Source organism: Aneurinibacillus sp. XH2 (assembly GCF_001439585.2).
Lineage (GTDB): Bacteria > Bacillota > Bacilli > Aneurinibacillales > Aneurinibacillaceae > Aneurinibacillus > Aneurinibacillus thermoaerophilus.
Window position 1 is genome coordinate 3421895 of sequence record NZ_CP014140.1, and the last position, 14281, is coordinate 3436175.

Below are 14281 nucleotides of genomic sequence, written 5' to 3' on the forward strand. Positions count from 1 at the left end.
ATTCAACCCGGATTCATAAGAAAGAGGAATATGAATATGGAATGGAAACCTGATCGTTTGCATGATAAACCTATTTATAAACAAATTGTCGAATATATCGAATACCGGATTTTCAACGGAGAATATCCTCCCGGAAGCTTATTGCCTTCCGAACGCATTCTTGCCAAAGAATTGAACGTGAATCGAAGCACAGTGGTCACGGCCTATGAGGAACTGCGCGCATCAGGGCTTATTATTAGCAAACAAGGAAGCGGGACACGCGTGAGCCCATTTCTTGCGGAGAATTCTAAAGAACGGGTGCCGAATTGGAATCGATATGTGGTCGGAGGCTCTCTTTTACCCAACATACCATTAATCCGCCGCATCCTAAAAGAAGCGCTCAATAAAGATCTTATCGATTTAGCCACAGGAGAATTATCTCCTGATCTATTTCCGCAAGCACAATTTCAACAAATAATAAAAACAGGAAACTTCAATTTTCATTTAGGATATGAAAATCCGCAAGGAAATTTCCAGTTGCGTGAAACGATTGCTAACCATGTAAAAAAATACAAAAACATTGATGCAACCGCATCCTCCATTCTCATTACTTCCGGCGCGCAACAAGCGTTGCATCTCATTGTGCAATGCCTGCTCAAACCGGGAGATTCGATCGCTATCGAAGATCCTTCGTATTGCTATTCACTGCCTATCTTTAAGTCAGTAGGTTTAAAAGTGCATTTGTTGCCGGTTGACCAGAATGGAGTAAACCCTGATGATCTCCTGACTCTTCATAAAAAACATCGGCTTCGCATGATTTTTCTAAATCCAACTTTTCAAAATCCAACAGGAGTCAGTCTGCATCCCGAACGTCGCAAGAAAATTCTCGATATCGCGGCAAAATACGGAATCCCTATTATCGAAGACGATCCGTATACGTTAACCGCTTTTGAACAGGAACCGTTTCCTACGCTAAAATCTATGGACCCTTATGGAATTGTTCTTTATATTAGCTCTTTGTCCAAGATCGTTTCTTCCGGCTTGAGAATAGGATGGATTACCGGGCCGCAACGGGTCATTAACCGCCTGTCCGATGCTAAACAGCAGATTGATTTCGGACATAGCATTTTTTCACAGTGGATAGCGAATGAATTTTTGACGTCTCCCTATTTTCATGAACATATAAATCAACTTGTATTGGAATTAAAAAAGAGGCGGGATGCTATGGTTTCTTCAATAAAGAATTATCTTCACGATCACGTCGAATTTTTTATTCCCAAAGGCGGAATCCATATGTGGTGTAAGATGAAAACTCCTATACATGAAGAAAAGTTACTCGAAACTGCGCTGAATTATGGAGTGATTTTTGTACCCGGAAGTGCTTTAGGGACAAAAAAAGGATATGTTCGATTTACTTTTGGTCGAGCTTATGAGGATACGATTGAAGAAGCTATCTTCAAGTTTTCTGAAGCATTTTATAATCTGGCCAATAAAACTTAAATGATATAAAATTAATGTTTCGAAATTTATATGATGGTAAGAGGGGTAAAAAGGGAAAATGGGGAGAAGAAAAAGCAAGCCGGAGCCCCTTGTCTTTATGCAAAGCCCTTCTTCCTTCCTCTCTTACTTTCCCTTCCAAACAAATATCAAACCATGAACACATATTTATAATTTCTTGTCTTTCTGCCGCAAAAAAACAACACGAATCGCTGTTCCTTCCCCAAGTTTGCTTGTGACACAAATTTCACCGCCATGCGCGTCAATAATTTGTTTGGCAATCGCCATGCCCAGACCGGAGCCCTGATGCCGCTCATTCGTGCTCGTCCCGCGGTAATAGCGGGTGAACAGCTTATCTATCTCTTCTTCCGCAATCCCTTTCCCACTGTCCCGAATAAGTACTGTCACCATTTCCGCTTCTTCTGTCACGGTTACACAGACACGGGTATCGGGCAGATTATGAATAACCGCATTGTATATAAGATTGGTAAAAGCACGAGTGAAATAAGCCCGGTCCAGCAAAAGCGGTACATGCTCTTTGTTTGTAACAAATTCGATCGCTCTATCTCCGTATTGCGGATCGTTCAACAAATCAATAATAATTTCCCGGACAAGCTCAACCACATTTTCTTCCTTTTTTTGCAACGGAAGCAGATTATTTTTTAACTGGTATGTCAACCGTAAATCTTCCAATAATTTTTCCATATAGCTCGTTTTACCAACAATAATGTCGGCATATTTTCGCCTTTCGTCCGGTGAAATTTCATAGTCTGAATCGGCCAGCACTTCCCCAAACCCTTTAATGGAAGCAAGCGGCGTTTTTAAGTCATGCGAAAGATTTGTAACCCATTCATCACGCATTTTCTCTAGCCGCATCCGTTGCACCTCGCTGGCCTTTAGGGCATCAGCCAGCTGATTCAAACTTTTATATACATCTTTATACAAACCACGTATGTTGTATTTTATGGAATAATGCCCTTGTGCCAGTGCCTGTATACTTCCGATAATCTCGACCAAGGGCCGTGTCAACTTGCGGCCAAAAAAATACCCGATCGTAATCACCATTAAGAATGTTAACACAAACACTGCCAAAATGACTTCTTTCCAAAAATTTATCATTTTGAACGGGCTAAACGACATCACATATCGGGAAATCGTATGATAATGAAACCCAAGAATGTACGTCCATTTCGTGTCCTCATGAGTAACCCAGCTAACAAACAACGTCGAGTCTTGAATCGAAGCGGTATATCTGTAATAATGCACAAGCTCTCCCGGCGTATAATGCTTTGGGGCAGCTTCCGGCTTATTCAGATTGTATACTTCAGTACCATTCGCATTAAGTATCTGAATCCAGGCTCGCTTCTTGCTTAGTTCTTTCTTTCCTTCAGGCGAAACTTGCGGCTTATCATCCACAAATACGATAAAACGGCCAAACTTCCGTGTATATTCCTCATAAGGAAAAAAGGAGATGAATGCGTTTTTCTCCGGTTCTGCCGATGAAAAATAAATAACGGCCGCTAAATTAATAAACGTAAATGCGACCGTCATCAAAATGAGCGGGACAAGGAACAAACTGGTCATCTTCCACTTCATGCTTGCACTTTCCCCTCATTCTGCAATTTATATCCAAGCCCCCGTACCGTCAGCAAATACACAGGAGCAGACGGGTTGTCTTCCAATTTTTCACGCAGATGTCGCATATGCACCATAATGGTGTTATCATAACCGAAATACTCTTCTTCCCAGACTGCTTCATACAGTTTGCTTTTGCTGAAAATTTGGTTCGGATGGCGCGCAAGAAACAATAGCAACTGATATTCCTTCGCAGTTAACGCTACCAGTTTCCCTGCCTTCCGCACTTCTCCACGCTTGGCATCAATTTCCACATCACCAAATGTGTATACTGTCTCTTCTTTTCTGCTTAAATAATAATGGCGGCGAAAATGAGCTTTTATCCGATACGCTACTTCCTTTGGGCTGAACGGTTTCGTAATATAATCATCACCACCGAGCCCAAGACCAAGGATTTTGTCCGTATCCTCGTTTTTCGCCGATAAAAAAAGAATCGGTGCCACCGTAATGTCACGCAGGCGCCGGCATACTTCAAAGCCGTCCATATCAGGCAGCATAATGTCAAGCACGATAATATCCGGCTGATGTGCACAGCACATATCAATTCCATCCCATCCGTTTGATGCCTTATAAATATGAGAGAATCCTTCTTTCTTTAACACGGTTTCCAGCAAATGCAAAATATCTATCTCATCATCGATCAGCAAAATTTTTTTGGCGGACATATCCGGCATCGCAAGCATTCCCGTCACCTCAACCTATCGTATGCGGCATGGATTTTCCGTCATTATAACACATTCCAAAATCCTCTTTCCTTAAGCCTGGCTTAAATTTCGCATAACAAAAAAGCCGTCCTCTAATAGGACAGCACGTTTATTCGATGTGCGAATGCTCTTGAGCCAACGCTTTTTCCAGCAGATATACGATGTACGGATGCCGATAATTACTCTGGTGCTCCAAGCGATAGAGCTGACTCCACAGGGAGTTATATGTACTTCTGTATTGTTCAGGTACATATTCTCCGAAGCAATGTTGCAAATGAACCAGACGCCATTTCGCATATGCCCTTTCCTGATGGCTATTTTTCTTTTTTCCTCCATCAATAAGCGCCATTTGCTCACTTGCTTCATGCAATAGTATCTCTACCATTTTTTCAAGACTGGCAAACTCTCTGCCGTCAAATTTGCAAGATAAATTTGACATTTTCTCCCCCATAATCAAAAATAAAAACATTTCCATGAGTTAAATATAAAAAATAGCCATACAACGAATATTATATAGGCCAAATATGATAAATAACAAGATATATCCTCCTATTTTTGACCTTTTCACCTAAAAAACCCGCCCATTCGCACCCCTCTCAGACTTGCGAACCAGCGGGCCAAACAATTTTATGCATGCATACTCGCCTGCTTTTGCACAATTTTTTGGTATTTGCGACTGACGGAAGACTGGCTAATGCCAAGCACCTTCGCCGCCATGGTGGTCGTTTTGTAACGCTCCATCGCCAGCAAAATTAACTGCTCCTCCACATCTTCGAGCGCTTCCTGCAATGGAATCAAATTCGTGATAATCGGTCTTACTTTCGTTGAAGCTTTTTTCCATTGCAGGAACCGATTCAGATGATCGGCGTGAATCATTTCTTCTTCGGTCGTCACGACCGCCCGTTCAATGATATTCTGCAACTCGCGGACATTCCCCGGCCAAGAATACACTTCAAGCAAATTAAGTGCGTCCGGACTCAATTGAATATCGCGGTGATACTTCTCGTTCAGCTTCTGCAAGAAATAATAAGCTAATACCGGAATGTCTTCCGGGCGCTCTCGAAGCGGCGGAATATGAATCGGAATTACATTCAATCTATAAAATAAGTCTTCACGGAAGCTTCCTTCCTCTACTTTTTGTTCTAGGTTTTTGTTGGTTGCAGCGATAATCTGCACATCGACCGGAATCGTCTGTGTGCTGCCTACCGGAATCACTTCCCGCTCCTGCAGCACGCGCAACAGCTTTACCTGTAGTGACAGCGGCATTTCGCCAATCTCATCCAAAAAGAGTACGCCACCGTTCGCCTTTTGAAAATACCCTTCCTTCCCTCTCGGATCGGCGCCTGTAAACGCCCCTTTTTCATATCCAAATAATTCGCTCTCCAACAAATTTTCCGGGATCGCGCCGCAGTTGATTTTTAAAAACGGCTGGTTCACGCGTGCGCCCAATTGATGAATCGCCTTGGCAAACACCTCTTTACCAACGCCGGATTCACCGGTCAACAACACGGTGGAAGAAAATCGAGCAATCTTTTCAATTTCGCGCATAATACGGTCAATTTTGGGACTGCAATATACAACGCTTCGGTTTAACGTATGCCTGCTTTTCAAACTTTCCAATTCTTCTTTATACTGCTGGGACAGCTTTTTCATTTCTTTTAATTCGCTTTTTAGCTTTGTCGTTTCTGTAATATCGCGGGATGCAATGACAATCCGTTCAATGTTGCCTTCTTCATCAAACACTGGATTTCCAACTGCCAGCACTTTTCTTCCGTTACTCATATCCTGAATAACTGAAACTTTTCGTTTTCGCTCAAGCACAAGGCGTGTAACGGATGGTTTAAACAGCCCTTGATCTTCCAGTTCCAGCAAATTTTTGCCTACGAGATTTTCTAAATCATCCTGGCGAAAATTCAACGTGTTATTGTCGCTAAAACGCAACAATTCCCCTTTATGATTGACAACCAGAATCTCGTCATAAATGGTAGAAAGAATCGCTTTTAAATCTTTATTCAAATCTTTTACATAATCAAGTTCCATCGCCATCTCTTCTAGCATCGGCAAATCCTGTACCACAATCACAACGCCTTTAACCTCATGTTCCGGACTAAGAATTGGACTATAATCAGCTAAAATTCCCATTTCAGGACGAATATGAAGTTGGTTAAGAATCGTCTCGCCTGTGGCGAATACACGTTCAATTTGTTCCGCGCCGAAAATTTCACGCGCTGGTCGATTATGAATTTTCTCTTTCTCACAGCGGATCATGCGCAATCCTTCATCGTTATAATTGATGATACTCCCCTGTTTATCCACCACAAAAATCCCCTTTGGAATCGATGAAAGAATCGTTCGGAACAGGTCAATATTGTGGTTGTCTTGCCGCAGGAGTTCTATCAAAATGTCTTCCCTACGCAAATATCCGCATACTTCATCCTGCTTATTCTTTACAATAACAATCTCTTCTCCGAGCAGCTTAAATACATCAGATACAGATATATCGCAATAAATATGGTAAGCAAAATGCAGCGGTATCAAATGTGCCTGCCAGAAAGGAATTTCATTGTTTTCCGCTTCCTTATCGGACGATAAATCCTGGACACGAACATAGCCAATGACTTCCTCTTTTTTCTTGACAAACAAAACCGGTTCTTTTTGCTCTTCTAAATAACGTTCAACTTCAGAAAATGACATGTCTGTAGATATGGTATGAATTTTTCGTACATTCTCTTCGGTAAATACCAGCACTTTCCTTCCTCCTTCCGTTCAAGAAATTATGCATAAACTAATTTTATTATACACTACTGCATACATATGAGAACAAGCAGGAAAGCGTTAAAACTTGTTCCACACTTCCTGCTTGTTTTTATTCATCCGCGCATAAATCGCTCATTTTGTCATTTTCATCATTTCCGGCTTGCGGGGCTTCTTCCCTAATATATGCGAGTACCATCCCTGGAATTATCCGATCCCCATTCGCTACTTCATAGGAATATACATAGCCAGCAGTATCGGCTACGATTTCTTCGATCATTCCGTCACTCGTACGAATCAAGAACAATGTCTCCCATTCGTAAAAGTATGAGGCAGACGGATGTATAATTTTTCTACTTTTCCATAATAAGGACTAAGCACCGGATACTGAATGACCATCTACCTCACGCAGCCTATACGAGAACTGCTTTGTCTACCTCTTTTAGCACCTTCGCAAATGTTTCACATACTTTATCGCACTGTTCTTTTTCAATCGTTAACGGTGGTTCGATGCGGATTGTTTTCGCATTGATGAGTGTTCCCGCTGTCAAAACTCCATTATCGAAGAAGCCTTTTGCCACTTCGTATCCAATTTCGTCACTAACGAATTCGATACCGATCAAAAGACCTTTACCACGTACTTCAAGCACTTTATTTTCATGTCCTTTAGCCGCTTCACGCAGCCCGTTCAACATATATTCTCCCATTTCCGCAGCGCGTTCCGGCAGTTTTTCTTCAATTAACACGTTAATAGTAGCAAGAGCCGCCGCGCATGCCAGCGGGTTACCGCCGAATGTTGTTGTATGCAGGAACGGGTTATCGAATAGATGAGAGAATACTTCTTCCGTAGCAATGGTTGCGCTTGCTGGCATAACGCCGCCGCCGAACGCTTTTGCCAAAGTCATAATGTCCGGTGTCACTCCATAGTGTTCTGCACAGAACATTTTACCCGTACGGCCCATACCTGTTTGCACTTCATCGAAAATCAGCAATGCGCCATACTCGTCACACAGTTCACGCAACTTCGGCAGATAATCGTCCGGCGGAATGATAACTCCACCTTCGCCCTGAATCGGTTCAACGATAACCGCCGCTACATCCTCACCAACCATATGGCAGGCATGCATCGTTTTCTTCATCATATCAATATCACCAAACGCAACATGACGAAATCCGCTTACCAGCGGTATAAACGGCTTACGGAAAACGCCTTTTGCCGTACCGGACAAGGAACCAAGACTCTTGCCGTGGAACGCCCGTGTCGTCGCGATAAAAGTGCTACGCCCTTCTTTATGGTGATAGATTTTCGCTAATTTCAGTGCTGCTTCCACCGCTTCGGTACCACTGTTGCCAAAGAAGGAATATTTTAAGTCGCCCGGTGTGAGCATAGCCAACGCTTTCGCCAGCATCGCGCGCAGCGGATCCAAAAGATCCTGGCTATGCAATGCCTGCTTATCAAGCTGATCCTTTACCGCTTTTACCACCTTTGGATGGCGATGTCCCACATTATAAATACCGAAACCACCCAGACAGTCAATGTATTCTTTGCCGTTTACATCAATAAAGCAATTCGGACCCGAGTCTTTCCATTCTACGGAAGCGTATTGTCCACCTTTCGTAACCGATTTGCGGTACTCAAGAAATCCAGAGTTTACGTTTTCGCGGAACCCGTTCACGGTTTCACTCGTAATCCATTGTGCTTCCTCTTTCGTTACATCAGTCTTCTCGATAATGTCCAAAACTTTGGCTGTATATTCGTATACCTCTTTATATTTGTTCATAGTTGTTTCCATGCTTTGATGCCTCCACTTTCATTGAATTTATTTAGCCAGAATGCATTTCTTTCCGCATCCGGCCTGCAATCTTACCGTTTTTTTTGCTTTATGGCTTGATACGATATATAGAGATAGAAGAAAAATACCAGTATTAGTTTTTGAACCAGCCAGTCGATTCTACCTGTAGATTGATATTAATTTGTTTTACTTCCGTGTATTCTTCGTAACCGAATGTGCCGAGTTCGCGACCAATACCGCTCTGCTTATATCCACCCCACGGCGCTTCGTTGTAGGTCGGATGATAGCAGTTGATCCAAGTGATACCCGCGCGAAGCTTACGAATCACGCGCTGTGCTTTTGCACCATCCTGTGTAAACACCGCGCCAGCTAAGCCGTAAACCGTATCGTTTGCCAGTTTAATCGCTTCTGCTTCATCCCTAAACTTCTGTACAACCAGTACCGGTCCAAAAATTTCTTCCTGTACAATACGCATATCCGGTGTTGTGTCGACAAAGATCGTTGGTGCCACGAAGTACCCTTTGGCCAGCTCGCCTTTCGTAATGCGATATCCACCGCAAACAAGCTTCGCGCCTTCTTCCTGGCCGATCTTAATATAATTCAACACTTTCTCCATGTGCGCTTCGGAAACCAGCGGCCCCATCTCCGTCTCTTCTGCCAAGCCTGGCCCTACCTCGATTTTTTTTGCGCGTTCTACAAGACGCTCGATGAACTTGTCGTAAATGCTCTCTTCCAGCAAGAGACGAGAACCTGCGGAGCATACCTGCCCTTGGTTAACAAAAATACCAAATAGTGCATAATCTACCGCTGTTTCAAAGTCTGCGTCCGCAAATACAATATTCGGGGACTTACCGCCCAACTCCAGCGAAATTTTCTTCAGGTTCCCAGTTGCAGCCTGCATAATGCTTCGACCAGTTTTCGTGCCGCCCGTAAACGCTACTTTGTCGATGTCATAGTTAACCGCAATCTCATGCCCCACCGTCTGACCTGCGCCAAGCACCAAGTTAACTACGCCAGCCGGGAATCCGACTTCTTCGAAAATGCCGAACAGCTTGATGGCAGTCAGCGGCGTTACTTCGGAAGGCTTAAATACAACCGTGTTGCCCGCAGCCAGAGCCGGAGCGAGTTTCCAAGCAGCCATCAGCAGCGGATAGTTCCACGGGATAATCTGGCCGCAAACTCCGATTGGTTCACGGACAACCATTGCTTGTATCGGGTCCGCAACTTCGTATGTTTGACCGTGCGGTTTCGTGGCAAGCCCCGCATAATAACGAAAGCAAGCGACCGCGTCCGCCACGTCGATCCGAGTCTCACGCAATGGTTTACCATTATCTTGTGTTTCCAGTCTGGCAAATTCGTCCGCTCTTTGCTCCAGCTTGTTCGCAACTTCGAACAACAGACGCGCTCGTTCGCTCGCCGGAGTGTCCCACCAGCCATCTTCATAAAAAGCACGTTTTGCTGCTGCCACAGCTTTGCGCACATCTTCTTCATTTCCTTCAGTCGTTACTGCGATTACTTCACCATTGGCTGGATTCACAACCTCGCGCGTATCGCCTGTTGAAGATTCGACCCATTGTCCGTCAATAAACATTTTTAATACTTCAAAAGCGCCCGCTCCCTGTACGCTTTGCGACCCTTGTGTCTTTGCCACTTCTGCCATGTGCAGTCCTCCTCGCTCTTTTCCATGTTTAAATTTTGCGATTCGCTTTTTAATTTCTCGCAAAACCTGTGCCAAATTTAAAAGCGAACGCTTATCTTTTTACGAATAGCATCATATCAACACTTTTTCATAGCCTCGTAACCCTTTCATTTTTTATTAATTCAGACATTTTTATGCGTTTTTGAATAATTATATTCATATAAGCATAATCATGATATTAGTATTGGGAAACAGCCGGAGCGAATGCTGGTAACGCAGTTATAAAATTTGTGATGTTTAACACATCACACTCTTTCTCTGGCAGTTCCTGGTTGGAAATTGTATGGCTAAAAAGATGGGTAACGGCGCCGAATGAATCAATACCACCTCCGTATTTTCTTTTGATGTCTCAACATGACACATATCATCCTTATTTTTTATAGAAACAAAAAACGTGCCAGAACCAAACAAAGCAACCATACGGCCATTTTGTATTTTTCCTTGAGCGGTAATCAAAATAACACAATCTAGCAAGATTAGCATCGTTCTTTTTAAAGTTATGCTTATTTGCATAACACCAAAATATGCTTCCTCTTTCTGCGTCTGTGTTCACTTTCAACGAACAAAGTTTGTCTGTCCGCATCCTCAATCCAAAAGCAGTATCCACAAAATATCTAGTAAGCATCGAATAATCAACCGTTCTTTTTTCTATGCATAAAAAAAGAACGGTACCCACAGATACCGTTCTTTTCGTAACGATTACGAAAGCTTCTTAACTTTCTCTTCAGAATTGACAAGCGCTGGCGTGCTTTTCTTCTCTTCGTCATCATCCTGCGTTAAATTTTTCGCCGCCGACTTAAACTCTGTTAGCGTACGACCAAACGCACGGCCGATTTCCGGCAATTTGTTCGGCCCAAATACGATGAGCGCAATCACAAGAATGAGAATCAGTCCCGGAATTCCGATATTTGATAGCATAATGCTATTGCCTCCTCTATTTAATTAAAATCCAGTAATCGCTACAACACCCGGGAGCGCGATGGAAGCGCCGCCACGCGGCCAGTGGCTAGTCGGTGCCGCGTATGATTCCAGGTTCTCACCTGGATGCTGTACAGACAGGAATAGTGTTTTTTCATCCGGCGTAAACCACGGGCCGGTCATTTCAGCACCGACTGGGGCAGACGCGAACTGTGAAGCGATCCCTTTATCCGGGCCTGACGTCGGGATGAAGAACAGACCGTTATTGCCAAACGTTTTATAGATTCCGCTATTCATCGAACTGGAAGAAATATCGGTTACAACCCAGAGGTTGCCTGCACTATCAAAAGCAAGGTTATCCGGCGCAGCGAATCCGCTCTGCGGACCGCCTGCCGCAAAAATTTCAAACGTAAACTCTTCAGCAGCGTGATTGTTATCTTCTTCGAATAATCTGATAACTTGACCGTAGAAATTGCCATGCTTGGAGTTATTAGTCAGAGAGATAAATACCGTGCCGTCAATTGGATGTACTTCCAAATCCTCCGGCCGATCCATCGGCGTTGCACCTACTACCTTCGCGGCCTCCCGACAATTAACCAACACATCAGCCTGTGATTTAAAGGCTTTTTGCAGCGCTTCATTCTTCTCATAGTCCAGGGCAATCCATTTCCCTTTGCCGAAATTAGCCACATATAACGTTCCTTCTTCAAGCAGTTTCGTGTTTGCTTTCCCTGCATCCTGCTTATATGTTCCTTTAGAAACATATTTGTATACGTACTGGTCATTTGCGTCATCTCCCATGTAGACAACTAACTGTCCTCCCGGCGCGATGGTCATTGCCGTATTTTCATGAGAGAAACGGCCAAGTGCCGTATGCTTCTTCGGCGTGGAATTCGGATCAAACGGATCAACTTCTACCACCCAGCCGTAATGTGTTGCATCTTTTCGTTTCGTGTCTTCAACAACGCTGTCAAAGTTCTCTTCACAAGAAAGAATGGTGTTCCAGAGCGTAACCCCGCCGGAACAGTTGGCGAATGTGCCAATCACTTCGCGTGTGCCGCCTACCGCTGGAGAACCAGCGGCCGGTCCTGTTAATGTATGCTTGGTCAGACCACTAACACGCCGTCCGTATTTCGAATCAGAAATCAAGCGCCACTGCCCGTTTTCTTTCTTAACTTCAATGACAGAGCCCCCCAGCGAGTACAGGTACTTTTCGATTTGCTCGGCCGTGCGTTTATTATTTTTCGGATCAGCATTTAGAGCATCGTACCCAGTCACATAGTATTCAAGCTCGCCAAGGTATTCATGGTTCACCCAGAGTAGACCATGTTCACTGCTACCGTTTATCGGCAGAAAACAGGTAAAGTCTGCGTTGAACCCAAATGTATCACCTTTTGCATTAATTTTATCTCCATACAAAGCGACAATGTCATATTTGTATCCTTGCGGAAGCACAAGATCATCTTTATCTGTTGCCTGGATTGGTTTAAACTTTACTTTCGTTGGCTTACGCTTATCCTCACTTAAACCAAAAAGATGGTTCGCCGTTCTCTCGGATAATGTTTTTTCAGCGGCAAAGGCCGGAATTCCTGTTGCAAGAGAAGCCAAAGCAGCCGTTCCGGCGCCTAAGTATGTAAGAAATTCCCTCCGGTTCATCTCCATGAAAGATATCACTCCTGATTTGTTAAATTCGTGTCCCTTTCTTCCTTCCAACCACGCAAGAATATCGAAATATCAAATGATATTTATGTACATTCACCTTTATTTTATAAGCCGTTTTTTATAGAACTTTTAATTTTGATTTAAGTACATGTAAAGATTATGCAAACACAAAAAAGACCGCCCGCTTTCGGAACAGTCTTGTCTCGTCACTTTTTCCCTACTATTATTTCTCCCGTATGCGCCTCGATAAAACGCAACTCACCCGGTATCGAAGGAAATATAGGCACATATGCTAGCTCGTAGTACTCTTTGTTATCCTCCGTATACTCTTTTCTCCACTGCAACTCAAAATCCAATTTGGAACAAAAACATGCTACTGCTTGTTCATTTGAAACAGATGGCACAGGGGAAATCGCCTCAAATTCCTCAGGAAACACATCAAGCCCCAGATATTGATCGAGCTTGCCTGTTGTTCGATTTACGCAAATCACCACACTTCCAAACCGAAGCGGAACTTCATGATGAAAGGCGCAAAATCGAAAGAAAACTCTCGCCTCTTCTGTTTCACTCTCGCTTTTTTCTAAGCGAAGAAATTCGTCTGCACAAAGTATACAGGCGGTGTTTCACAAGTATTTGTTTGCAACCGTCTGAAAACCCACGGTTTTCATCATGGAATAAAAGGCGGCGTTGCTCTGTATCCCATCCATGGGTATGCTTAGAGCAACCATTTCCTGTATAATTAAATATATGAGCGACACTTATCCTACTGGTAGTAGGTCACATGTTCCTGTGGACGTCATGGTATAAGGTTCTGATAGCGAAGTAAAACCATGGGAGTGAACGCACGAATAGCGTACTGGTGGTACGCTGCCCATGTGGGTACATGCGGTGTAGTATGGGATGGGATGACACCCCACCCTGAACTTGTGCGTTGTCCAAAGCGAACGGCGGGCGCTAATGCCCCAAGAATCCCACGGCTTTAGCCGTGTGGAGTATCAATCTTAGTCATTCAGCATCCATAACATAACGAGAAAAATAAGAGAGCAGGAAACGTTGCGACTAACGAACTAGTTAAATACCTCTTGCGCTTGGCTTAGAAAGGACAATTTTAAAAATATAAACAGGAGGTGATGAAAAATGAACGATAGGTTTGATTTGATTTTGTCAGCTTTACAAGGAGTCCAAAGTGAGCTTCAAAACCTAAACCAACGTATTGATACTTTTGAAAAAGAGGTGAATCAGCGCTTTGACGAACTAAAAGATTCTATTAACTGCAAACACATTGAAAGTATCAAAGCCGATAAATTGATTCTTCAATCTTTAGAAACTGGACAACAGAAATTACTTTCCCGAATTGAAGACGTAGAACGAGGTATGTATCGCCTGGAACGAATGGAGCTGCGCCAGAATCGAATGGCAATGAAAGTGGACGAGCTAGAAGCGGATATCGCCCTGCTCCGCGATAAACTGCAAAATTAATCTTTTAGAAGTCGGCCATGAAAATGTCGGGGCTTTTTTATATAACATTTGCTCATTTTTTCTTGCATCAAGCAAAGCCCCTCTCCTCTCTTTTGCCACATATAAGTAGTAAAACAGTACGCTTAAATAAGTACAAAGAGATATCGTATTGTTTTTTTCGT

General features: G+C 43.4%; 12 protein-coding genes. 2 read left to right on the top strand and 10 right to left on the bottom strand.

The genetic code is table 11. The features are described from left to right. Nucleotides 1-36 precede the first annotated feature (36 nt). Nucleotides 37-1479, top strand: a complete 1443-nt coding sequence (pdxR, locus tag ACH33_RS17025) for a MocR-like pyridoxine biosynthesis transcription factor PdxR (protein ID WP_057900068.1) — start codon at nt 37-39, stop codon at nt 1477-1479. 165 nt (nt 1480-1644) lie between these two features. Here pdxR and ACH33_RS17030 read toward each other — a convergent pair whose 3' ends face one another. The 10 genes from ACH33_RS17030 to ACH33_RS17080 form a co-directional block, all read right to left on the bottom strand. Then, nucleotides 1645-3072 (bottom strand): sensor histidine kinase, encoded by a 1428-nt coding sequence (locus ACH33_RS17030; protein WP_057900069.1) that lies wholly within the window; start codon nt 3070-3072, stop codon nt 1645-1647. Next, the gene (locus tag ACH33_RS17035; protein WP_057900070.1) at nt 3069-3794 is read right to left on the bottom strand and encodes a response regulator transcription factor; all 726 of its coding nucleotides are present in this window, start codon (nt 3792-3794) and stop codon (nt 3069-3071) included. The genes ACH33_RS17030 and ACH33_RS17035 overlap by 4 nt, the downstream gene beginning before the upstream one ends. A 130-nt stretch (nt 3795-3924) precedes the next feature. After that, entirely contained in the window at nt 3925-4254 is a 330-nt protein-coding gene (locus ACH33_RS17040; protein ID WP_057900071.1) for a hypothetical protein, read from the bottom strand. A 188-nt stretch (nt 4255-4442) separates the two neighbouring features. After that, a complete protein-coding gene (locus tag ACH33_RS17045; RefSeq protein WP_408863274.1) occupies nt 4443-6563 on the bottom strand; it encodes a sigma 54-interacting transcriptional regulator in 2121 nt (706 codons plus the stop codon). Between the two features lie 118 nt (nt 6564-6681). Next, the gene (locus tag ACH33_RS17050; RefSeq protein ID WP_236781921.1) at nt 6682-6870 is read right to left on the bottom strand and encodes a biotin/lipoyl attachment domain-containing protein; all 189 of its coding nucleotides are present in this window, start codon (nt 6868-6870) and stop codon (nt 6682-6684) included. A gap of 112 nt (nt 6871-6982) precedes the next feature. Beyond that, nucleotides 6983-8362: a putrescine aminotransferase gene (locus tag ACH33_RS17055; RefSeq protein ID WP_057900073.1), complete on the bottom strand. Its 1380-nt coding sequence runs from the start codon at nt 8360-8362 to the stop codon at nt 6983-6985. Between the two features lie 133 nt (nt 8363-8495). Further along, entirely contained in the window at nt 8496-9953 is a 1458-nt protein-coding gene (locus ACH33_RS17060) for an aldehyde dehydrogenase family protein (RefSeq protein WP_057900448.1), read from the bottom strand. Nucleotides 9954-10760: 807 nt separating this feature from the next. Next, nucleotides 10761-10979 carry a twin-arginine translocase TatA/TatE family subunit gene (locus ACH33_RS17070; protein ID WP_057900075.1) on the bottom strand — a complete coding sequence of 73 codons (219 nt, stop codon included), beginning with the start codon at nt 10977-10979 and terminating at the stop codon, nt 10761-10763. A 24-nt stretch (nt 10980-11003) separates the two neighbouring features. Next, nucleotides 11004-12641 carry a PhoX family protein gene (locus ACH33_RS17075; protein ID WP_057900076.1) on the bottom strand — a complete coding sequence of 546 codons (1638 nt, stop codon included), beginning with the start codon at nt 12639-12641 and terminating at the stop codon, nt 11004-11006. 206 nt (nt 12642-12847) lie between these two features. Next, a complete protein-coding gene (locus tag ACH33_RS17080; protein WP_139184986.1) occupies nt 12848-13135 on the bottom strand; it encodes a hypothetical protein in 288 nt (95 codons plus the stop codon). A 643-nt stretch (nt 13136-13778) separates the two neighbouring features. Between ACH33_RS17080 and ACH33_RS17085 the strand changes: the two genes are divergently transcribed. Further along, the gene (locus tag ACH33_RS17085) at nt 13779-14120 is read left to right on the top strand and encodes a hypothetical protein (protein ID WP_057900078.1); all 342 of its coding nucleotides are present in this window, start codon (nt 13779-13781) and stop codon (nt 14118-14120) included. Nucleotides 14121-14281 lie beyond the last annotated feature (161 nt).